The organism is Amycolatopsis stemonae (assembly GCF_054781455.1).
In genome coordinates this window covers 43,941-64,699 of the sequence record NZ_BAAGUJ010000009.1, presented here as the reverse complement: position 1 = coordinate 64,699, position 20,759 = coordinate 43,941, and the positions used below count along the sequence as shown (strand labels likewise).

Genomic DNA, 20,759 nt, shown 5'->3' with positions numbered 1-20,759 from the left:
TCTCCCCTGATCATCCGGTGAAGCGGTAGAGCACGGTCCGGGCCGAGAACCGGACGTCGGCGGACAGGCTGTTGGACACCGCGACCAGCAGGCCGTCCTTGTCGCGGAGCACCGCGGCATCCGTGCCGCCGGTGGTCGGGAACTCCTCGACCACGACCAGAGCGCCGTCCTGCCACCGGTAGAGCTGGGAGGAGAGCGCGGTCGTCGGATCGGCGGGAGTGCCGAGGACGAAGTTCACCCGCAGCACGTACAGCCCGGTCTCGCTCTCGATCACCGCGAACTCGCGGGCGCCGGGCCCGGCCAGGATCTGGTGCTCGACGAATCGCGAACCGTCCCAGCGGAGCAGGACCGAATCGTCCTGGAGCCGGGCCACCAGGAGGTAGACCGCACCTTGGTGGGTGAAGTGTGCGAAGGCCCGGCCGTGACTGGGCGCGAGTTGCTGGTGCGGCTCGAACTTCGCACCAGTCCAGCGGTACAGCACCGACGGGCACAGGTGATCGGCGTGGGCGAGGAACCGGTACCCGTCCACCGAGAACGCGTGCCAGTTGTACGCCCATCGTGAGTCGACGTCCTGGAAGTGCTCGAACGTCGTGCCGTTCCAGCGGTAGATCCGCGACGGGAGGTTTTCTTCCTCCTGCCCGGGCAGAACCACACCCTGTGCGAGGGCCAGGAAGTGCCGGCCGTCGAGTTCGAAGTGCTTCCACTGCTTGGCCGCGTACCCGGGGATAGCCTGGAACGGCTCGAACCGGTCGCCGTTCCATTCGAAGATCGACGAATCGACACCGAACTCGTACGGCCCGGTGCCGTGGCGGATGCTCGCCACCGCGAGGAACGCGCGGTCGCCGATCCGGAAGAACTCAGCGTCCTCACCGCCGGGCGCGGGCAGGGTCTGCCACCGGTGGTAGCCCTGCTCGCCGTGGCACAGGAGCAGCAGGTCGGTGTTGCTGTCGCCGCCGTTCATGTTCGCCGGCTCGCCGGGCACGTCGTAGGCGAGCTGGGGAATCGCCAGCAGGCGCAGGCCGTCGAGCTCGATTGGTTCGACCGCGCGGGCGCCCGACGTCGCCACGCTTGCCACTTCGCTGAGGTATCGGACCACGTGACCTCCACTGAATCTGAATTCATCTTCATGTGTTGCGGCATCCTTGTCAACCCGTGGTGACCAGACTGAGTGGTCGCATCCACTGATCGGGTGCCCCGCCTCGGCTGGGTTGACATGCCCCGCCCGCTGTGGTGAAGATGAATCCATCTTCACCTCGATGGCAGTGAGGTCCCATGCTCCAGCCACCCCGCTCCGGATCTGGCACGTTGCTCGCTCGGCTGCGCGCCGGCGAACTGACGCTGATGCTGGGAATCCGCGCCGGCCGCACGCTCGACACCGTCCACACAGCCCGGTCGACGGGCCACCACGCCGTCATGGTCGACCTGGAACACTCCGCCATGTCGACCGACACCGCCGCCACGCTGTGCACTGCGGCCGACGCTCTGGGGCTGACCCCGATCGTGCGCATACCGGAGCGCGAGTACGGCATGATCGGCCGGCTGCTCGACGGCGGAGCCCGCGGGATCATCGCGCCCCGCGTCGACACCGCGCAGGAGGCCGAACGGATCGCGAGAGCCTGCCGGTTCCCGCCGCGCGGTCAGCGCTCGCCGACCGCGATGCCGCCGCCGGACACCGAGGTGGTCGTGCTGATCATGGTGGAAACCCCGGAGGGAATCGACGCCGTCGACGCGATCGCGTCGGTCGACGGCGTCGACATGCTCGTCTTCGGCGCCAACGACTTCACCGCGGAGCTCGGCGTGCCCGGACGCTACGACGACCCACGGCTGCGCGACGCGGTCGCCGCCGCCGCGCAAGCCTGCCGCGACCACGGCAAGCTGCTGATGGTCGGCGGCATCAACGACCCCGCGATCCACCGCTCGCTTGTCCCGCTCGGCGTGTGCCCCCTCGTGCTGACCGGCAACGACACCGCATTGCTCCACCAGGCGACCTCGGCCGCCGCCGCACGCGCGCAAGCCGAACATCGCGAAACCCCCCACCACCAGGACCGCGCATGACCACCGACATCCTCCAGACCACGCCCATGCGGCCGGCGGAGTCCACCACACCACCGCGTTTCGCCCTGCCGCACAACGCGTGCGACACCCACTTCCACGTCTTCGAACCCGGCTTTCCCTCCGTGCCCGACCCGCTCTACACCTTCCCCGAAGGCACGGTCGAGCAGTATCTGCGCCTGACCGAATGGCTCGGCATCGACCGGATGGTGCTGGTGCAGCCGACGTTCTACGGCACCGACAACAGCCTGCTGCTGCGGACATTGCGGGCGATCGGACCTCGCTGCCGCGGAGTGGTCCGGCTCGCCGACGATGTCGGCGATGCCGAGCTGGACGACTTCCACGCCGCGGGCGTGCGCGCGATCCGGCTGGACCTGTTCGCCCGCGCCACCTGGCCGATCGCGGATGTCATCGCCTACATCAGGAGCATGGCGGACCGGGCCCGGCCCCGCGGCTGGCACCTCCAGTTCTACGCGCCGGGCACGATCGTGCGGGACCTGCTGCCGTTCTTCGCCGGGTTCGAAGAACCCTTCGTCATCGATCACATGGGCTACATGAAGGAATCGGACGGCCTGACCCGAGCCGACTTCGACCGGCTCGTGACGGTCCTGGCCGGCGGCTACTGCCACATCAAGCTGTCGGGGCCGTACCGGATCGCCAAGGACCAGCCATTGTCCACTGTGGAATGGATCGGCCGGGCGCTCGTCGAGGCCCGCCCCGACCGCCTGATCTGGGGTTCGGACTGGCCGCATCTGCCCGACGGGCAGCGAGACACCGGCGAGGTGCTCAACCTGCTCGCGGACTGGGCCCCCGATGGCGCCGACCGCGACCGGATCCTCGTCGGAACACCGGAAAAGTTGTTCTACTCGGACTGATCAGGAGAGTTCTCATGCGCACAAAGAAGTGCTTGACTATCCTGCCCGCGCTGGTCGCGGCCGGTGCGCTGCTGACGGGCGCCGGCGTCGCCGACGCAGCGTCGGCACCAAGTTCCGGGTACGACGACTGGAACTGCCGCCCGTCGGCGGCGCACCCGGATCCCGTCGTCGCCCTGCACGGTTTGGGCGGCACCGCGGACGACAGCTTCCCGGTGCTCGGACCGTACCTCGCCAACGCAGGCTACTGCGTGTTCGCACTCACCTACGGCCGGCCCGACCCGGCGCTGCCCTTCGGTGGGCTGAAGCCGATCGCCACCTCCGCCCAGCAGATCGCCGCCTTCATCGATCGGGTGCGCACCACCACCGGTGCGGCCAAAGTGGACATTCTCGGCCACTCCGAGGGCGCCTTCCTCGCGCTCTACATCCCCAAGATCCTCGGCTACGCCGACCGGACCGGCCGGGTCGTCGCCCTCGCCCCACCCACCCACGGCACCAGTTTCAGCAACCTGGTCACCGTCGCGGACCTGCTCGGCCTGCGCCCCCAGCTCGACCAGTTGCTGCAAGCCGGGTGCGCACCGTGCGCGGAAGTCGAGCCCGACGGCAGCGCCGTCCAAGCCCTCACCGCCGGCCCGATCGCCCAATCCGGCGTCCAATACACCGTGCTCGAAACCCGGCACGATGAGGTGGTCACCCCACCCGGCAATGCCTTCATCACCGAACCCGGCGTCCGCAACGCCTACGTCCAGGACACCTGCCCCCTCGACCCGGTCGGCCATGTCGGGCTCGTCTACGACACCGGCGTCGTGACCATGGCCCGCAACGCGCTGGACCCGGCGCACCCGGTCCCGGTGGTGTGCGCTCTTGGTCTGCCGATTTAAGCCACGTTGCTGTGCGGCCTCCTCCGGCGCTGTGGGGCACGGCCTGGTCTGCTGGTGTCGACTTGGACGATCGGGAACAGGAGACCACCAGCTGACAACCCGATCTGCGAATGTCAACGCAGCTGTCGTCGGGCCAGCCGGAAACTGGCGTCCGCTCGCTGCCGGCTAGTTCAGAGCGGCCGAGGTTACTCCTGATCAGGTAAACCCGCGGCTGAGCGAGTATGGCGTGAGAGGGTCATGTTCATGCGCACAAACGGCCGCGTGACCGTCCTTCGTGATGCCGAAGAAGTCCCATACTGCGGCATCGGCTGTACCGTGCTCTAACCGGCCGCCGCCGCGAGGACGTCGAGCGGGACATGTCGCGCGTAGGCTATGGATGCCGCGAGGCCATCGCGACGTACTCGCGACGGCGCTGATCGACGGCATCATCATCAACGCGGCGCTCGATCGGACCTCGATGTCGCGTCCGTTGTCGCGACCGGTCTGCACCGCATGCTGCCCGACGGCTGCGGCCGGTCGACGGTCAGCCGGCGCACCGCCCGAGTAGTGCTCCTGGCCTTTGTGGCAAAGAAAAGTCCCCTGCGGCGATGCGCGGATCACCTCCGAGCGCATGTCGGCTCTCGATAGGAGGCCGATCGTCGACGCCGTACCCGCCATCGCTGCTCCCGCGAACGAGCCGCTGTCGACGGGGAAGCCTGCCACCGGTCGAGGCACGGCGGCGGGGTCCTCCCGGCGCGGCGGGTGCCCCGCCGGGAGGACCCCGGTGCTTCAGGCCGCGGCCCACGGGGGTTCGACGTCCTGCGCCAGCTCGACGACGTGCGGTTTCGCGTCGGACAAGGTCCACTCCGGCAGGTGCACCCGTTCGCCGCCGCGGAGGGCGGACTCGTGGGACAGGATGCCGGCGCAGGTGATGTTCGCGGCCTGCACCGCGTTCGGGTAGGGCTCGGCCTCGCCGAGCACCGACATCAGCAGCCGGTGGGCCAGGTGCGGGTGGGAACCACCGTGCCCGCCGCCCTGGACGAACGAACGGTGCTCGGTCTCGCCGTCGTCGGTGTACACACCGGCCGTGGTGAACGAGCGGATCTCCTCGGGCAGCCGGTGCGCGAAGTCGGGCACCTCGACGCGCTCGGGCGTCTCGCCGAGGTAGAGCACGTGGGCGGCGTCCTCGGTCTGGGCCCATTCGAAGGAGCGGATCGAGCCGTAGACGTCGAAGCTCTCCCGGTACTCGCGGGCGACGGCCCACAGGTGCCGGGTGACCTCGGCGACGACGTCGCTGTCGAGGAACTTGATATGCGTCGACTCGATCGCGTACGGCGAGCCGTAGGCATCCTTCATGCGGTCGAACACCGAGCCCGAGCCCAGGCACTGCACGTACTCGGCCTGGTGCCCGGCGAGCGCGAGCGTCGGGCTGATCGCGTGGGTGGCGTTGTACATCGGCGGCATCCCGTCCCAGTAGGACGGCCAGCCGGTCATGTCCTGGTGGTGCGACGCCCGGAAGAACTGCAGCCGGCCGAGGTGGCCGCCGAGGTAGTTCTGCTCGAGGAAGAAGAACTCGCGGCTGTACACCGTGGTCTCCATCATCATGTACGTCAGCCCGGTGCGCCGCTGCGCCTCGACGATCCGGCGGCAGTCCGCCACCGACGTGGCCATCGGGATGGTGCACCCGACGTGCTTGCCGGCTTCCAGCGCGGCGACGACCTGGTCGGCGTGCAGCTGCAGCGGGGTGTTGATGTGGATGACGTCGATGTCCGGGTCGGCGAGCATCCGCGCGTAGTCGGTGTAGCGCACGTCGACGCCGTAGCGGTCGCCGACCTCGTTCAGCTTCGACTCGGTCCGCTGGCAGATCGCGTACATCTCGGCGTTGGGGTGACGCTGGTAGATCGGGATGAACTCCGCGCCGAACTCCAGCCCGACGATGCCGACGCGCAGCACCTTCTCCGAAGACATGCCTTGCCCTTTCTGGTTCATTTCTTGCTTTCGCCGGCGTCGACGGTCATTTCCAGGCCGGTGATCATGCGCGCCTCTGCCGAGAGCAGCCAGAGCACGGCGGCCGTCGAGTCGCCGATGCCGAGGTCGCCCGGCAGCAGCTGCCCGGCCCGGAAGCCCGCCAGCAGCTCCTCGCGCGGCACCTGGTTCAGCTCGACCATCGCGGTGGTCATCTCGGTGTCGATGCCGCCGGGGTGCACGGTGTTGCACCGGATGCCGTACGGGCCGAGCTCGGCGGCGAGGAGAGCGCTCAGCCCGCGCAACGCCATCTTCGCCGCGACGTAGTGCGCGAGCCGCGGCACCGGCTTGATGCCGACGCCCGAGCTGATCAGCACCAGCGCCGAACCGGCGCCGCGCTCGATGAGCCGCGGCACGGTCGCGTGGCAGGTGTGGAAGACGCCGGTGAGGTTGATGTCGATCATGGTCCGCCAGTGCGACGGCGGCAGCTCCCAGGTCCGGTGGAAGCCGTCGGTGATGCCCGCGTTCGCGATCACGTAGTCGATCCCGCCGAGCCGGCGGACGGTCTCGTCCGCCGCCCGCACCAAGGACTCGTGGTCGCGAACGTCCGCTTCGAACACTTCGGACCGGCGGCCGAGTGCCACGATCTCCGCCCGGGTGGCTTCGAGGTCGTCGATCGTCGCGGTGCGGTACGGCGGGTGCTCCACCGTTCCGGCGCGGCCCAGGTCGAGCAGGGCGACGTCCGCACCCTCGGCGGCGAGCCGCACGGCGTGACTGCGCCCCTGGCCACGCCCCGCCCCGGTGACGAAGGCGACCTTGCCGTCGAACCGGCCGCTCATCCCCGCTCCAGCAGGTGTTCGGCGCTCAGGTAGGCCAACGCCTGGATCGTCTGGTTCGGGTTGTACCCGCCGTAACTGACGAACTGCCCGCCCCCGACCGCGAACAGGCCGCGGCATTCGTGCACCTCGCCGTAGACGTTCGTGACCGAGGTCGCCGGGTCCTCGCCCATGCGGTGCACGCCGACGTCGTGGGTGGACAGGTGGTACGGCGGCCGCGGGGCGTCCGTCCAGTAGTCCTTCGCACCCATCTCGCGGGCGATCTTCTCCTTGTAGCGGCCCATGAGCGTGACGGAGTTGGCGTCGTGGGGCTCCCAGTCGTGCGTGATCCGCAGCGCGGGCTGGCCCCAGCGGTCCTTGACGTCCGGGTCGAGGTCGCAGTAGTGGCGGGGGTGCGGGAAGTTCGTGGTCTGCGAATACATCCGGTGCAGGTGCAGGTAGTTGTCGCGCAGCCAGTGCTTGAGCGACAGGCCCCACTTCGGCACCTTCGGGTCCATCAGGTGGTAGGCCTCGATGGGCTGCAGGTCCCCGGTGACGCTGATGATCGGCGAACCCCAGAGCACGCCGAGGTCGTTGTCCGGCACCAGTTCCGAGGTGTAGTCGTCGACCGCGCTGGAGGCGTTGAACGTGCCGAGGAACGGGTTCGTCGGCTCGGGGAGGACGGAGGTGAACCAGCCGAAGTTGTGTGTCATGAAGTTCCGGCCGACCTGGCCGTCCCGGTTGATCCCCGAAACCAGCAGCAGGCGCACGTTCTCCAGGGCGTAGGCGGTCAGCACCACCAGGTCGGACCGGACCTCGTGCGCGGTGCCCGTCGCGTCCACATAGGTCACTCCGGTGACCCGGGAGCCATCGCCGGTGCGGTGGATCCGCAGCACCCGGCTCAACGGGCGCAGGTCGAGGTTCCCGGTCGCCTTGGCGGCCGGCACCGAGGTGACCTGCGTGGTCGACTTCGCACCGACGTGGCAGGGATACCCGTGGCAGAACCCGCAGTTCACGCAGGCGGGCCGGTCGCGGTACTCGACCGAGTTGATCGCCAGCGGCTGCCGGAACGGGTGCAGCCCGAGGCGCCGGGTCGCCTCGACGAACGGCACGTCGCCCGGCCCCTGGGTGACCGGCGGCATCGGGTAGTCGTGCTCGCGGGGCGGCCCGAACGGGTTGTCCGCGGCCCGGCCCGAGATGCCCTGTTCCCGCTCGACCTTCTCGTAGTACGGCTCGAGATCGGCGTAGCTGATCGGCCAGTCCGCCAGGGTGCCCTCCGGCAGCGCCTCCTTCCCGAACCGCTCGGCGATCGCCGAGCGCATCCGGAAGTCGGCTTCCCGGAACCGGTACGCGGCGCAGCCCCAGTGGAGCGTGCCGCCCCCGGTGCCGATGGAAGGCAGGCCGTACAGCGGCTCGTCGGAGCCGAGCTCGCCCGCGGACCACGGCAGCACGCTTGCGGACTGGTTTTCCCCGGCCCGCCAGGTCACCGGGTCGACGTCGACCCCGGCGACGATGGCGCCGCGCTGGTAGTACCGCAGCTCGTCCTGCTTCACCAGGAAGTCCTCCTGGGTGTAGTCCGGGCCCTTGTCCAGGCCCAGCACCCGCAGTCCCGCCTTGGTCAGCTGTTCGGCGATGATGCCGCCGGACGAGCCCATCCCGACGATGATCGCGTCGAAGCGCTCGGTCACCGCGCACCTCCGATCCGTGCGTAGAGGTCCTTGATGGTCAGCAGCGGGATCTCCCGCGCGTCGACGCCCGGCCGCATCTGCTCGGCCGAGTAGCCCCACTGCGCTCCGGGGAAGCCGACGAGCTTCCACCCGGCGAGTTCGCGGTTGCCGCCGTACGCCGGGTCGCCGAAGAACCCCTGGACGGTGTGCTCGCGCACGATCCGGAAGAACCGGCCGGCGAAGTCCGGGCTTTCCGCCAGCGTGGCCACGATCTCGTGCCGGGTTTCGGCGTCGAGGTCCGCGAAGGTGACGTCGCCGCTCAGCTCACGCAGGGCGATCAGCCCCGCCCGGTAGACTGGTTGCAGGTCACGCAGGAACCCGGCCAGCGAGCGGTCGATGTACTCGACGACCCCGGCCTCGCTCGCCCCCGGCGAACCCTCTTCGCCGGGCAGGATCTCCTCGACCAGCGCGTCGAGGACGGCCGCTTCTTCACGGTTGAGGAACAGCAGTGGGTGGTCCATCTTGTCTTTCTCCCGTGGTTCAGGAACTGATGCGGGCCTGGGTCCGGGCCTCGACCAGCGGGCGCAGGTACTCGATCGAGGTGCGGGCGTCCTCGTCCGGCTCGATGCCCCGGCGGTGGAAGCCCGTCTCCATCGTCAGGTAGCCGTCGTAGCCGGTGTCGAGCAGGGCGTCCACGAGGGACGGGAAGTCGCCGACGCCGGAACCGGGCGGGAGGCGCTCGCTGTCGGCGATGTGGATGTGCTTGAGGTGCTCACCCATCTTGTACACGTAGTCGCTGAGCACCTCGCGCCGGTACAGCACGTGGAAAGTGTCGAACATGAGCTTGACGTTGTCCCGGTCGACGTCCTCCATCAGCTCGATCGCGTCGTCGGCGCTTTCGCAGAGGTTCGTGTCGTGGGAGGTCGGCTCGATGACCAGGGTGACGCCGGTGTGCGCGATCGAGTCGGCGATCTCGGTGAGGCATTCGCGGCTCCACTTGAGCGCCTGCCGGCGCGAGGTGCCGAAGATGATCCAGCCGGGCAGGTAGATCAGCGTCTTGCCGCCCCACTGCGCGGTCAGCTCGGCGAGCTCCTTGTAGTGCTCGACGGTCGCCCGGCGCTCTTCGGCGATGGGGGAAGCCGGGTTGTTGCCCGGACCACCGGAGGGCGCGGGGAGCATGCTCGACAGCGAGAGCCCGTGCTCGTCGAGCAGGTCCTTGACCTGGGCGCGCCGGTCGGCCGAGAGGTGGGCCGGGTAGGCGTGCGGGGCGGCGGCGCCGATTTCGATGCCGTCGTAGCCGAGCCCGGCGATGCGCTTGATCGTCTCGTCGAGGGTGTAGGAGGGCACCCAGACGAAGAAGCTGGAGTAGGCCCAGGTGTTGTAGGAGATCTTCACTGCGTTGGTTCCTTTTCTGTTACTGCGGAGGCCGGCCGAGGAACTGGCCGACGTTGGCGCGGTCGATGAGGGTCGAGGTGAGCTTGATCCGGGGGGCGAGCGGCTCGCCCGCACAGAGCTTCGCGGCGGCGATCACGGCTTCCTTGGCCACGAGCGGGTAGCCGACCGTGGCGGTGAGCGAGCCCGCGGAGATCCGGTCCAGCGCGTCGGCCTCACCGTCCACACTGAACACCTTGATCTCGTTCTGCCGCCCGGCTTCCCGGATCGCCTGCAGCGCGCCGAAGGTCATCTGGTCGTTGTGCGAGTACACCGCCTGGATCTGCCCGTGCGGGAAGCGCTGCAGCAGGTCTTCCATGACCTTGAGCCCGTCGGCGCGTTTGTAGTTGGCCGTCTGGGTCGCGATGATCCGGACGCCGGAACCGGCGATGCCCTGCCGGAAGCCGGCGCCGCGGGTGATGGTGGGGGAGGCGCCCAGGCTGCCGGACAGCTCGACGACCCCGCCGTGGCCGCCCAGCGCCCGGACGACCGCCTTGCCGTCGGTGACCCCGGCTTCGACGTTGTCGGAGCCGATGTAGCTGGACACGTCGCCGTCCACCTGCCGGTCGGCGGTGATCACCTTGACCCCGGACTTGGTGGCCTGGGCGACGATCCCGCGCAGGGCGGCCGTGTCCTGTGGCGAGATGACGAGGACTCGCACGCCACCGGCCAGCATGTCGGACACCTGGTTGACCTGGGCTCCCGCGTCGCCTTGGGCGTCGGACACGGAGACCTTCATGCCCGGCAGGAACTTCCGGGCGAACTCGGGGAAGATCTGGGTCGTCTTCGCGCCGTAGGGAAAGGCCGTGCTGTTCCAGGAGACGCCGACGGAGCAGTGCACAGTGGACGGATCGGCGTGCAGGACCAGCTCGCTCCGGCAGGCGGCGTCGCAGTAGACGCTGGGGCCCAGCCGGTCGCCGAGCTCGTCGGTCACCGGCTTCCCGTCGTGGGCGGTCGTCGTGCAGCCCGCGGCGAGCAGCGCCAGGATCGGCACCGCCAGCCGGGCCTTCACGACTGCCTGCCCTTGCGGCGCCGGACCGCCTGCACGGCCAGCAGCACCGCCACGAGGATCACTGCGCCCTTGACGATCTGCTGGTCGAAGGGCGAGACGCCGACCAGGTTCAGCACGTTGGCCAGCACCGCGAGCAGCAGGGCGCCGAACACGGTGCCGACCGCGCCACCGATGCCGCCGGCCAGGCTGGTCCCGCCGATCACGACCGCGGTGATCGCGTCCAGGTTGGACAGAGCGCCCGCGGTCGGGTCGCCGACCCCGAGCCGCGCCGCGCTCATGATGCCGGCCAGCCCGGCGCACAGGCCGCTGAGGGCGTAGGCGAGCACCAGCGTGCGGCTGGTGCGCACTCCGGAGAGCCGGGCCGCCTCCATGCTGCCGCCGATCGCGTAGAGGAACCGCCCGAACGGCAGGTAGCGCAGGGTCAGCACGCCGAGCACGGAGACGAGGAGGAAGATCACGAACGGCCCGGGGATCCCGAGCACGTCGCCGCTGCCCATCAGGGTGAAAAACCCGTTGGCGTTGTCGAACGACTTCGGCCCGCCGTTGGTCAGGCGCAGCGACAGGCCCTGCATCGCGACCATCGTCGCGAGGGTCATGATGAACGGCTGCACGCCGAACCGGGCGACGCCGAGTCCGTTGAGCACCCCGACGCACGCGCCGACCAGCAGCGACAGCACGATGGCGAGGGGCAGCACCATGCCGGCGTCCAGGAACAGCGCGGTGGTCACCCCGGTCAGGGCCAGGGTCGCGCCGACGGACAGGTCGATGCCGCCGGTGAGGATCACGAACGTCATGCCGATCGCGATCACCCCGACGACCGCGGACTGGCGGCCGACGTTGAGGAGGTTGGCGGGCTGGAAGAACAGCGGTACCGCGATCGCCACCACGGCGATGACGACGGCGGTGACGAGCAGCGGCAGCCAGTTGCGCCGCACTCTCAGGGTCAGGGCCGGTACCCGGCCGGCTTCGATGGCCACGGCTATCGCCCTCCAACGGCGTGGGACATGATTTCCTCCTCGGTGGCGGTGCCGCCGGGGAGTTCGGCGGTGACTTCGCCTTGGTGCATCACGAGAATCCGGTCGGACAGCGCCAGCACTTCGGGCAGCTCCGACGAGATGACGACGATCGCGAGGCCCTGCGCGCACAGGTCCCGGATCAGGGTGTAGATCTCCTGCTTGGCGCCGATGTCGATGCCGCGGGTGGGTTCGTCGAGGATCAGCACGTCCACGCCCGCCTCGAGCCACTTCGCGAGTACGACCTTCTGCTGGTTGCCGCCGGACAGCGTGCCGACCGGCGCCTGCGGACCCGGCGTCTTGATGCGGAGCTGCTCGATGTGCCGCCGGGCCACGGCGTGGTCGGCCGCGGGCCGCACCGTGCGGCGCCCGCGTTTGAGCAGGCTGACCAGCGAGATGTTGGTGGCGCAGGACTGACCCACGACGAGCCCCTGCGTCTTGCGTTCTTCCGGCACCAGGCCGATCCCCGCCTTGATCGCCTGCAATGGGTCGGTGATCCGGACGGTCTTTCCATGCAAGCGCACGGTTCCGGTGTGCGGGTCGGCGCCGAAGATCGCGCGGGCCAGCTCGGTCCGCCCCGCGCCGCGCAGCCCGGCGATGCCGAGCACCTCGCCGGCCCGGACCGAGAACGAGATGTCCGACAGCACCCCGGGCCGGGACAGTCCTTCGACCTGGAGCACCGGCTCGCCGAGTTCGGCACCCGGTTCGCGGCTGCCGCGCACGAAGTCGCGGCCGACCATCTTCGAGACCAGCTCGTCGTGCGTCGTGTCCGCGATCGCGCCCTCGCCGGTCAGTTCGCCGTCCTTGAGCACCACGTACCGGTCGGCGAGGCCGAAGACCTCTTCCAGGCGGTGCGAGACGAAGATGACGCTCACCCCGCGCCGGGTCAGGTCGCGCACGAGCGCCAGCAGCCGGTCGACGTCCGCGCCGCCGAGCACGGCGGTCGGTTCGTCGAGGATGAGCACGCGGGCGTTGCGGCGCAGTGCTTTCGCGATCTCGATCATCTGCTTGTCGGCGACGCTGAGCTCCCGCACCCGCTGGTCGGGCGAGACGGTCAGGCCCAGTTCGGCGAGCAGGGCGGCGGCCTCCCGGCGGGCGGCCCGCCAGTCGATGCGCCCGCGGCCGGGGTAGCTGTTGAACAGGAGGTTCTCGGTGACGGTGAGCTCGGGAAACAGGCTCAGCTCCTGGTAGACGGTCGCGATGCCGAGCGCCTCCGCGCCGGCCGGACCGCTGATCGCGGCCGGGTCGCCGTCGAGGAAGACCTCGCCGCTGTCCGGTGCGTGCGCGCCGGAGAGGATGCGGATGAGGGTGGACTTGCCGGCGCCGTTCTCGCCGATGAGCGCGAGCACCTCACCGGCCTGCAGGGAGAAGCCGACGTCGCGCAGGGCCTGGGTGCCTCGGAACGCCTTGGTCAGGCCGCGAACGGCCAGCCGGGCCGCCACTTACCCCACCCCCGGCGTCGGGACGCGGGTGACAGCGCTGTCCTCCGTGGATCTTGTCATGTCGGGAGCGTAAATTCTGTCCACGAGCGTCAAAATAGGCCAGAATTATTTCTTTTTCGACAAAAATACTGCTAGGATCCGGCCCATGGGCTCCCTGTGGACTGAAGTCGGCATCCTGCTCGAGGAGCAGAGCCTGGCCCCCGACGCGCACGCCGCGCGGAGTGTCATCGCCCGGCTGATCGCGGACGGCGCGCAGGTCAGCCGCAGCACGCTGGTGCGCACCACGGGCCTGGCGCGCTCCACCGTGGACAAGCACCTCGAGGTGCTGCTTGAGGCCGGGCTGATCGAGGACGCCGGGCTGGGCAAGCAGGACGCGCGCGGCCGCCCGGCGCAGATGTTCCGGGTCAGTGCCGCCAGGGGCGTCGTCCTCGTGGCCGAGGTGTCCCCGCGCCGGTCCCGGGTCGCGCTGACCACACTGGACAAGGAGATCGTCGGGCGGCGCGAGCTGGCGATCGACGTGGAAGCGGGCCCCGAAGTGCTGCTGGCCACACTCGTCGAGCAGTTCGAAGCGCTGCTGGCGGAGAACGGGCTCGCGAAGGACGACGCGCTCGCGATCTCGGTCGGCCTGCCCGGGCCGGTCGATTCGCACCTGGGCATGGCCGTGCGGCCGCCGCTGATGCCCGGCTGGGACGGGTTCGGCGTGTGCCGCTTCCTCGCCGAGCGGCTCGGGTGCGACGTGGTCGTCGACAACGACGTGAACCTGATGGCGCTGGGGGAGGCCAGGTCCCTGAAGGGCGCGCACTTGCCGTTGCTGCTCGTCCACATCGGGCCCGGCGTCGGCGGCGGCTTCGTCAGCGAGAACGGCAGGCTGCTGCACGGCGCGGACGGCGCCGCCGCGGACATCGGGCACATCCGCGTGCCCGAGCTGCCCGATGCGTTGTGCCGCTGCGGAAACCGCGGCTGCCTCGAAGCCATCGCCTCGACCGGGGCCATCGCGGCCCGGCTGAACGTGACCGAGGACGACCTGATGGCCTCGGTCATCCGCGGCGAGGCGAACACCGTCAGCGTGGTCCGCGAAGTGGCCATCGTCGTCGGCCGGGTGATCGCCGACCTGGTCAACTTCTGCAACCCGGCGCGGATCGTGCTCAGCGGGCCGGTCGCCCAGTGCACCGAAGAAGTGCTGGCCCAGGTCCGCAGCGTGGTCTACCAGCAGTCCCGCCCGCTCGCTACCCGCAACCTGTCGCTGGTGCACAGCTCGCTGGGCGACGAGGCGGGCCTCATCGGCGGCATGGTGTCGGCGATCGAGCAGGTCCTCTCCCCGCGCGGGATCGCCTACCACACCCGGCCGCGGGACTCGGCCATGCTGCCGCTGGGGTTGTGACCCTCCGACCGGAGAACGCGTGTGCCGATCGGCCGGGTCACACCGGACGCCGGAGCGCGACGACGGTCCGGCGCTCGTCGTCGCCGGGGGACTGGCTTCCTTCCCCGGCGATCTCGTGCTGGAGGCGCAGCGGCGCGTGGTCGCGGTCGATCTCCTCGGCGCCGCGGCCACGCGCCCGCTCGACCGAGTCGAGGCGGCGGCGGACGTCGGTCAGCGCGGAGCCCATCAGGCCCTGCCTGCTGATCCCGAACGGCGCTCCCGGTCCGAACGGCGCCAGCATTTCGCCGATCATCTCGGGCCGTCGACCGGAACTACCGGCGGAACCGGATTGCGCGGCCGCGGGTTATCGAGGTGGCCACGCCGCACTGCAGCGAAGATCACTTCGAGGCTCTCTGCGCGAAACTTCTTGCCTATTATCCCGAATGGGAGAAGAAGCCCCGTAGGGCGATGCCTGGGGGTACTCATGTCGGCGTTGCCCGAGAGTCGGCTGCAACATGTTGTCAGACGCAGGCTCGGTGAACTCGAACGCAAATTCACTCGTGCCGTCATCCAGCCGCCCGAGCCAGTCGAGGCCGGCTTCGTCGGGCCGCCGGTGCCTGCAAAGGCGGGCGAGCACATGACTGACGAAAACTGGTCGCGCGCCATCGCCAAGTACGGAACGAAGCAAGAGCGTCGTCGTCGGAAGGTCGGGGTCGGCGGTTCGCGGGAACTTGCCGGGGTTCTCGGTCGCCGTGCCGTGGTCGAGCCGCAACGCTTCACCGAGCTTGCCCTTACCTTTGACGCACAAACGCCGGCCTCCAACATCGTCTAAAGTCATCACCGCAGTAGCTGGCAAGATCACGATCGCGAAACTGACTGAACTGTGCGATGTATTGCAGGAGAAAGCCACGGACGCAATGATCGGCCTGCTCGAGCACTACGCTCGCGCGGCCGATCCTTCCGTGGAACGCACGGGCCGACGACCCGACGACGAGTTCGCCCTGGCATCGGAAGGGATGAACTCGACTCGAGGCGTTGCCGCTGCGACGATCGGTGAGGTTCTCTTCGCACAAGAGACCTACGTGCCTCAGTTACTTCCGACGGTGGAGAAGCTCGCGCAGGATCCGATCCTGTCTGTGCGCGCGGAAGCCACTCGTCCTGTTTCGGCGCTGTTCAAAAGCCACTTGGAGCAGGCGCTCGATATCGCTGACGCCCTGTTCGCCACGAGCGACATCGAGATTCACCTATCAAACCATGCTAACGAGCTGCTGCTGTACGCCGTCTTCCGCGCAGGCCCGCGGTTCTCGCGGCACCTCGACCGAGCGCTCGAAGCAGACAGTCCCATTGCGGTGAGGTCTGGCCACATCTGGGCCAACGCCCTATTGAACGACCGGCTACCGGAGGCATGTATCTCCGACGTCACCGACTTGCCGATCTTGGCACGGCGGGGAGCGGCGCAAACTATTCGACGACGGGGACGCAGATGTCCGCAAAGCCGCCGCCGCAGCGATCAGCGAACACGTCGTGGCGGCATTCGCGGCCAGCCGAGCTTTCTCGGACCACTTCGGTGACCTCTTCCACGCGCTCGAGCAAAGCTTGAGACTGCTGCCCTCGACCACGATCATCGCCTGCGAACGCGCCGTCGAGCACGCTGGCGTCGAACTCGGCGATCTCAGCCGGGCCGCCGCTGCCATAAGCCGTGACATCGTCACCGTTGTGCTTCGGCTCTACCGGCAAGGCGACGCGGTGATGCGCGAGAGGTGTCTCGACGTCGTGGACAAGTTGGCCTATGTCGGGGCGTACGGGCTGCCGGAGGCGCTACAGCGCGAGCGCTGACGGGCGGGGTGCGCGGCCTGGCGAAGTACCTCTGGTGATCCACCTGTTCGGTGGACGCTACTGGGGCACTTCTCGTGACCCCGTTTCGCCGCAGTCGGTGCGATGCCGCAGTTTTGCCCCAGCTACCCACCGGTAGCTGAACTTCTACTTGGCGAAACTCAAGATCCGGCACAACGAAAAAACCGCCCTACCTGGATCTTTGGATCCGGCGGGCGGTGTTTCGTCACTGTGGAGCTAAGGGGACTCGAACCCCTGACCCCCTCACTGCCAGTGAGGTGCGCTACCAGCTGCGCCATAGCCCCGGAGCGAAGGTGAACTCCGCATCTCGTATGGCAATACAGTACACGGCCCGCGGACGGCCGCCGCAGAGGGGGTGCCTCTTCCCGGCTGTTCCGCTCAGTGGGGCGCTGACCTGCGACTTTACGCCTTATTTTTAGTCGTGTATTGACTCCCGGTGTGGCCGCCGTTACATTTTGCGCGGTTGTGACGCCGAGGTCCCCGCCCGTTACGCCGCGTCTACCCCCTAGACCGGGCACGCCTCTGCCGTTTCCTGCTCGACGGACGCCGCCCCCGTGCGGCTGAGGAGGTTTCGATGAAGACGAGACGGCGGGTGGTGACGCTGCTCTCCGCGGTGTCCGCCCTGGTCGCGGGCGTGCTGACGACGAGCCCGGCGCAGGCCGCGATCACCCCGGACGGGTGGTACACCGTGAGTGCCGCCAACAGCGGGAAGTGCGTCGACGCGCGGGCCGCCGGTACCGCGAACGGCACCGTCGTCCAGCAGTACTCGTGCAACCAGACCGCGTCGCAGCAGTGGCAGTTCCAGTCCACCGGGGACGGCTACTTCCGGGTCAACGCGCGCACCAACCCGGCCGCCGCGTGGGACGTCACCGGGGTCTCCACGGCCGATGGTGGTCTCGTGCAGCTGTGGACCTACTCGAGCGGGGCCAACCAGCAGTGGCAGGCCGTGGACGAGGGCAACGGCCGCTACCACTTCGTCAGCCGCAACAGTGGGAAGTGCCTCGACGTCCCCGGCGCGTCCACCGCCGATTCCGTGCAACTCCAGCAGTACGCCTGCAACGGCACCGCCGCCCAGTCCTTCATCCTGAACCCCGTGAACACGACGCAGCCCGGGCAGCCGGACTTCGGCCCGAACGTGGTGGTCTTCGACCCGTCGATGCCGAGCTCGACCATCCAGAGCCGGCTCGACAGCATCTTCGGCCAGCAGGAACGCAACCAGTTCGGCAGCCAGCGCTACGCCGTGATGTTCAAGCCGGGCACGTACTCCAACGACGTCAACGTCGGCTTCTACACGCAGGTGCTCGGCCTCGGCCAGAGCCCCGACGCCGTGACGATCAACGGGGCCGTGCACGTCGAGGCCGACTGGTTCCCGCCGCAGAACGCGACGCAGAACTTCTGGCGCGGCGCCGAGAACCTGTCGGTGAACCCGACCGGCGGCGCCGACCGCTGGGCCGTCTCCCAGGCCGCGCCGTACCGCCGGATGCACGTCCGCGGCGACCTGCAGCTCGACGACGGCGGCTGGGCCAGCGGCGGCTGGATCTCCGACAGCAAGATCGACGGCCAGGTCCGGTCCGGCTCGCAGCAGCAGTGGATCTCGCGCAACTCGCAGTTCGGCAGCTGGAACGGCTCGAACTGGAACATGGTCTTCGCGGGCGTCCAGGGTGCCCCGGCGAACACCTTCCCGAGCCCGCCCTACACCACGGTCGGCCAGACGCCGGTGACGCGCGAGAAGCCGTTCCTCTACGTCGACGGCGCCGGCAACTACCAGGTCTTCGTGCCGAGCGTGAAGACCAACGCGTCCGGCACGACCTGGGCGAACGGCACCGCGCCGGGCACCTCGCTGCCGATCGACCAGTTCTACATCGCCAAGCCCGGCGCCACCGCCGCCGACCTGAACGCCGCGCTCGCCGCCGGCAAGAACCTGCTGGTCACGCCGGGTGTCTACCACCTGAACCAGGCCCTGCACGTCACCCGGCCCGACACCGTCGTGCTCGGCCTCGGCATCGCCACGCTGGTGCCGGACGGCGGCGTCACCGCGGTGAACGTCGACGACGTCGACGGCGTCAAGGTCGCCGGCCTGCTGATCGACGCCGGCACCACCAACTCGGCCACCCTGATGCAGGTCGGCCAGGCCGGCTCGGCCGCGGACCACGCGGCCGACCCGACGTCGCTGCACGACGTGTTCTTCCGGATCGGCGGCCCGGCCGTCGGGAAGGCGACGAACAGCCTGGTGGTGAACAGCAACAACGTGATCGGCGACCACATGTGGATCTGGCGCGCCGACCACGCCGACAACGGCGGCAACGTCGGCTGGACCACGAACACCGCGGACAACGGGCTGACGGTCAACGGCAACAACGTGACGATGTACGGCCTGTTCGTCGAGCACTACCAGAAGACGCAGGTCGTCTGGAACGGCAACGGCGGCCGGACGTACTTCTTCCAGAACGAGATGCCCTACGACGTGCCGAACCAGGCGGGCTGGATGAACGGGGCGACGAAGGGCTACTCGGCCTACAAGGTCGGCCCGAACGTCACCAGCCACGAGGCGTGGGGGCTGGGCAGCTACTGCTACTTCAGCACCAACCCCTCGGTCGCCAGCGCCCACGCCTTCGAGGCGCCGAACACCCCGGGCGTGAAGTTCCACGACATGGTGACCGTGTCGCTCAACTACCAGGGCACGATCACGCACGTCATCAACACCACGGGTGACACGACCCCGGCCGGCACCAAGCCGGTCAACCTGGTCGGCTACCCCTGAGCAACCGGCGTGCGCCGTGGTGGCGGCCGCGGCGCACGCCGGTCCTATGTGTCCGGCCACAAAGGACGATGTGGCCCGAACGGGTGGTGGATCGCGCCAACCACCCGTTTTGTCGCGATACTGGGTGTCCCCATACACCCCGAGGAGCGACCCGATGACCTCCTTCGCAGCGTTTTCCGTCGTAGAACCCCGCCAGGCCTGGCCGATCGCCGCGGTGCGTGGCGTGTTCGCCGTCCTTTTCGGTGTCTTCGCGCTGGTCTGGCCGGGCGCCACCGTCCTCGTCCTGGCGATCCTGTATGGCGTGTACGCGATCATCGACGGCGTCGGCGGCCTGATGCAGGCCTTCCGGCCGGGCGACGCCGGGCACCGCGCCGCCTACGGAATCCTCGGCGCGCTCGGCATCATCGCCGGAATCCTCGTCCTGGTGTGGCCCGGGATCACGGTTCTGCTGCTGGCCCTGCTGGTCGGCCTGTGGGCGATCGTCACCGGCGTAGCGGAGATCGCCGCCGCGATCCGGCTCCGCAAGCAGATCGAGGGCGAGGCGTTCCTCATCGCGGCCGGTGCGCTCTCGGTGATCGCCGGTGTCCTCATCGTGATCAACCCGATCGCGGGGGCGTTCGGCATCGCGCTGCTCGTCGGCATCTACGCCCTGCTCTACGGGATCATGCTGCTGGTGCTGGCGTTCCGGCTGCGCAAACTGGGGGACACCACTCCCGCGTCCTGAGTAGCGTGCGGGTGTGTCGACCCGCGAACTGGTGGTGCTGGGCACCGCGAGCCAGGTGCCCACGCGCCACCGCAACCAGAACGGCTACCTCCTCCGCTGGGACGGAGAGGGCATCCTCTTCGATCCCGGCGAGGGGACCCAGCGCCAGATGCTGCGGGCCGGTGTCGCGGCCACGGACATCACGCGCCTCTGCGTCACGCACTTCCACGGCGACCACAGCCTCGGCCTGTCCGGCGTCATCCAGCGCCTTTCGCTGGACAAGGTGAAACACCCGGTCCACGCCCACTTCCCGGCGTCCGGCGCGCACTACTTCGCACGGCTCCGGCACGCGACGGCGTTCTACGAGACGGCCGACCTGCGCGAACACCCGATCGACGACGACGGCCCCATCGCCACCGGGAAGGTCACCCTCGAGGCCCGCCGGCTGAGTCACCCGGTCGAGGCGTTCGGCTACCGCCTGGTCGAGCCGGACGGCCGGACCATGCTCCCCGAGCGGCTGCGCGAACGCGGCATCGAAGGCCCGGACGTCGGCCGCCTGCAGCGGGCGGGCCGGCTGGGCGACACGCGCCTCGAGGACGTCAGCGTGCCGCGGCCCGGCCAGCGGTTCGCGTTCGTCATGGACACCCGGCTGTGCGACGCCGTGTACGCCCTCGCCGACCAAGCCGACACCCTCGTCATCGAATCGACGTTCCTCGCCGAGGACACCCACCTCGCCCGTGACTTCGGGCACCTGACCGCGCAGCAGGCCGCGCGCGTCGCCGCCGAGTCGGGCGTCCGCCAGCTCGTGCTGACGCACTTCTCGCAGCGCTACCCCGAGCCGGAGCGGTTCCTGCACGAGGCCAAGGCCGAGTTCGGCGGCGAGATCGTCGTGGCCGAGGACCTGGAGCGGGTCCAGGTGCCGAAACGGCGGTCCTCCCCAGCGGGGCACTGA

General features: G+C 69.2%; 19 protein-coding genes, 1 tRNA gene and 2 pseudogenes. 10 read left to right on the top strand and 12 right to left on the bottom strand.

Annotation, left to right across the window (positions count from 1 at the left end; all coding sequences use genetic code 11):
* Positions 1-10: 10 nt before the first annotated feature.
* On the bottom strand, positions 11-1,096 hold the full coding sequence (locus tag ACYVLJ_RS29960) for a hypothetical protein (protein WP_460441177.1): 1,086 nt from the start codon (positions 1,094-1,096) through the stop codon (positions 11-13).
* Positions 1,097-1,272: 176 nt separating this feature from the next.
* On the opposite strand from ACYVLJ_RS29960, the gene ACYVLJ_RS29955 reads away from it, so the two are divergent.
* The 3 genes from ACYVLJ_RS29955 to ACYVLJ_RS29945 are packed head-to-tail and all read left to right on the top strand — an operon-like array spanning position 1,273 to position 3,805.
* Positions 1,273-2,055: an HpcH/HpaI aldolase family protein gene (locus ACYVLJ_RS29955; protein ID WP_460441176.1), complete on the top strand. Its 783-nt coding sequence runs from the start codon at positions 1,273-1,275 to the stop codon at positions 2,053-2,055.
* Positions 2,052-2,927, top strand: coding sequence for an amidohydrolase family protein (locus ACYVLJ_RS29950; RefSeq protein ID WP_460441175.1), 876 nt, complete (start codon positions 2,052-2,054; stop codon positions 2,925-2,927). Before ACYVLJ_RS29955 ends, ACYVLJ_RS29950 begins: the two co-directional genes overlap by 4 nt.
* A gap of 14 nt (positions 2,928-2,941) precedes the next feature.
* A complete protein-coding gene (locus tag ACYVLJ_RS29945) occupies positions 2,942-3,805 on the top strand; it encodes an esterase/lipase family protein (RefSeq protein ID WP_460441174.1) in 864 nt (287 codons plus the stop codon).
* Positions 3,806-4,573: 768 nt separating this feature from the next.
* Here ACYVLJ_RS29945 and ACYVLJ_RS29940 read toward each other — a convergent pair.
* The 9 genes and pseudogenes from ACYVLJ_RS29940 to ACYVLJ_RS29900 all read right to left on the bottom strand — a co-directional run.
* Positions 4,574-5,752, bottom strand: coding sequence for a Gfo/Idh/MocA family protein (locus ACYVLJ_RS29940; RefSeq protein ID WP_460441173.1), 1,179 nt, complete (start codon positions 5,750-5,752; stop codon positions 4,574-4,576).
* Positions 5,753-5,769: 17 nt separating this feature from the next.
* Positions 5,770-6,588, bottom strand: a complete 819-nt coding sequence (locus ACYVLJ_RS29935) for a Rossmann-fold NAD(P)-binding domain-containing protein (protein WP_460441172.1) — start codon at positions 6,586-6,588, stop codon at positions 5,770-5,772.
* Entirely contained in the window at positions 6,585-8,252 is a 1,668-nt protein-coding gene (locus ACYVLJ_RS29930; protein WP_460441171.1) for a GMC family oxidoreductase, read from the bottom strand. The genes ACYVLJ_RS29935 and ACYVLJ_RS29930 overlap by 4 nt, the downstream gene beginning before the upstream one ends.
* Positions 8,249-8,752: a gluconate 2-dehydrogenase subunit 3 family protein gene (locus tag ACYVLJ_RS29925; protein ID WP_460441170.1), complete on the bottom strand. Its 504-nt coding sequence runs from the start codon at positions 8,750-8,752 to the stop codon at positions 8,249-8,251. The genes ACYVLJ_RS29930 and ACYVLJ_RS29925 overlap by 4 nt, the downstream gene beginning before the upstream one ends.
* A gap of 19 nt (positions 8,753-8,771) precedes the next feature.
* Entirely contained in the window at positions 8,772-9,626 is an 855-nt protein-coding gene (locus ACYVLJ_RS29920) for a sugar phosphate isomerase/epimerase family protein (RefSeq protein ID WP_460441169.1), read from the bottom strand.
* A 19-nt stretch (positions 9,627-9,645) separates the two neighbouring features.
* Positions 9,646-10,674 (bottom strand): substrate-binding domain-containing protein, encoded by a 1,029-nt coding sequence (locus tag ACYVLJ_RS29915; RefSeq protein WP_460441168.1) that lies wholly within the window; start codon positions 10,672-10,674, stop codon positions 9,646-9,648.
* A complete protein-coding gene (locus ACYVLJ_RS29910) occupies positions 10,671-11,651 on the bottom strand; it encodes an ABC transporter permease (protein ID WP_460441167.1) in 981 nt (326 codons plus the stop codon). Before ACYVLJ_RS29910 ends, ACYVLJ_RS29915 begins: the two co-directional genes overlap by 4 nt.
* A gap of 2 nt (positions 11,652-11,653) precedes the next feature.
* A pseudogene (locus ACYVLJ_RS29905) lies at positions 11,654-12,319 on the bottom strand (ATP-binding cassette domain-containing protein); the annotation flags it as partial.
* Positions 12,320-12,637: 318 nt separating this feature from the next.
* Positions 12,638-13,129 (bottom strand): annotated as a pseudogene (locus ACYVLJ_RS29900) (ATP-binding cassette domain-containing protein); the annotation flags it as partial.
* A 145-nt stretch (positions 13,130-13,274) separates the two neighbouring features.
* Between ACYVLJ_RS29900 and ACYVLJ_RS29895 the strand changes: the two are divergent.
* Positions 13,275-14,510, top strand: coding sequence for an ROK family transcriptional regulator (locus ACYVLJ_RS29895; RefSeq protein ID WP_460441166.1), 1,236 nt, complete (start codon positions 13,275-13,277; stop codon positions 14,508-14,510).
* Positions 14,511-14,547: 37 nt separating this feature from the next.
* Here ACYVLJ_RS29895 and ACYVLJ_RS29890 read toward each other — a convergent pair whose 3' ends face one another.
* Positions 14,548-14,790: a hypothetical protein gene (locus ACYVLJ_RS29890; RefSeq protein WP_460441165.1), complete on the bottom strand. Its 243-nt coding sequence runs from the start codon at positions 14,788-14,790 to the stop codon at positions 14,548-14,550.
* Positions 14,791-14,973: 183 nt separating this feature from the next.
* Here ACYVLJ_RS29890 and ACYVLJ_RS29885 point away from each other — a divergent pair, with 183 nt between their 5' ends.
* From ACYVLJ_RS29885 to ACYVLJ_RS29875, 3 genes are read left to right on the top strand one after another with little or no spacing between them, the layout of a single operon-like run.
* Entirely contained in the window at positions 14,974-15,321 is a 348-nt protein-coding gene (locus tag ACYVLJ_RS29885) for a hypothetical protein (RefSeq protein WP_460441164.1), read from the top strand.
* Positions 15,287-16,060: a hypothetical protein gene (locus ACYVLJ_RS29880; RefSeq protein ID WP_460441163.1), complete on the top strand. Its 774-nt coding sequence runs from the start codon at positions 15,287-15,289 to the stop codon at positions 16,058-16,060. Before ACYVLJ_RS29885 ends, ACYVLJ_RS29880 begins: the two co-directional genes overlap by 35 nt.
* Positions 16,014-16,325 carry a hypothetical protein gene (locus ACYVLJ_RS29875; RefSeq protein ID WP_460441162.1) on the top strand — a complete coding sequence of 104 codons (312 nt, stop codon included), beginning with the start codon at positions 16,014-16,016 and terminating at the stop codon, positions 16,323-16,325. The genes ACYVLJ_RS29880 and ACYVLJ_RS29875 overlap by 47 nt, the downstream gene beginning before the upstream one ends.
* A 229-nt stretch (positions 16,326-16,554) precedes the next feature.
* On the opposite strand, the gene ACYVLJ_RS29870 is transcribed toward ACYVLJ_RS29875, so the two are convergent.
* A tRNA-Ala gene (locus ACYVLJ_RS29870) sits at positions 16,555-16,627 on the bottom strand.
* A gap of 290 nt (positions 16,628-16,917) precedes the next feature.
* Between ACYVLJ_RS29870 and ACYVLJ_RS29865 the strand changes: the two genes are divergently transcribed.
* The 3 genes from ACYVLJ_RS29865 (at position 16,918) to ACYVLJ_RS29855 (ending at position 20,759) form a co-directional block, all read left to right on the top strand.
* A complete protein-coding gene (locus tag ACYVLJ_RS29865; RefSeq protein ID WP_460441161.1) occupies positions 16,918-19,104 on the top strand; it encodes an RICIN domain-containing protein in 2,187 nt (728 codons plus the stop codon).
* Positions 19,105-19,258: 154 nt separating this feature from the next.
* A complete protein-coding gene (locus tag ACYVLJ_RS29860) occupies positions 19,259-19,828 on the top strand; it encodes an HdeD family acid-resistance protein (RefSeq protein WP_460441160.1) in 570 nt (189 codons plus the stop codon).
* A 13-nt stretch (positions 19,829-19,841) separates the two neighbouring features.
* Positions 19,842-20,759, top strand: coding sequence for a ribonuclease Z (locus ACYVLJ_RS29855; RefSeq protein ID WP_460441159.1), 918 nt, complete (start codon positions 19,842-19,844; stop codon positions 20,757-20,759).

What these genes read in the sequence shown, in the direction of transcription:
- ACYVLJ_RS29955 (WP_460441176.1), top strand. Translation starts at nt 1,273, where the DNA reads ATGCTCCAGCCACCCCGCTCCGGATCTGGCACGTTGCTCGCTCGGCTG.
- ACYVLJ_RS29865 (WP_460441161.1), top strand. Translation starts at nt 16,918, where the DNA reads ATGAAGACGAGACGGCGGGTGGTGACGCTGCTCTCCGCGGTGTCCGCC.
- ACYVLJ_RS29945 (WP_460441174.1), top strand. Translation starts at nt 2,942, where the DNA reads ATGCGCACAAAGAAGTGCTTGACTATCCTGCCCGCGCTGGTCGCGGCC.
- ACYVLJ_RS29940 (WP_460441173.1), bottom strand. Translation starts at nt 5,752, where the DNA reads ATGTCTTCGGAGAAGGTGCTGCGCGTCGGCATCGTCGGGCTGGAGTTC.
- ACYVLJ_RS29860 (WP_460441160.1), top strand. Translation starts at nt 19,259, where the DNA reads ATGACCTCCTTCGCAGCGTTTTCCGTCGTAGAACCCCGCCAGGCCTGG.
- ACYVLJ_RS29890 (WP_460441165.1), bottom strand. Translation starts at nt 14,790, where the DNA reads ATGCTGGCGCCGTTCGGACCGGGAGCGCCGTTCGGGATCAGCAGGCAG.
- ACYVLJ_RS29935 (WP_460441172.1), bottom strand. Translation starts at nt 6,588, where the DNA reads ATGAGCGGCCGGTTCGACGGCAAGGTCGCCTTCGTCACCGGGGCGGGG.
- ACYVLJ_RS29895 (WP_460441166.1), top strand. Translation starts at nt 13,275, where the DNA reads ATGGGCTCCCTGTGGACTGAAGTCGGCATCCTGCTCGAGGAGCAGAGC.
- ACYVLJ_RS29925 (WP_460441170.1), bottom strand. Translation starts at nt 8,752, where the DNA reads ATGGACCACCCACTGCTGTTCCTCAACCGTGAAGAAGCGGCCGTCCTC.
- ACYVLJ_RS29950 (WP_460441175.1), top strand. Translation starts at nt 2,052, where the DNA reads ATGACCACCGACATCCTCCAGACCACGCCCATGCGGCCGGCGGAGTCC.
- ACYVLJ_RS29885 (WP_460441164.1), top strand. Translation starts at nt 14,974, where the DNA reads ATGTCGGCGTTGCCCGAGAGTCGGCTGCAACATGTTGTCAGACGCAGG.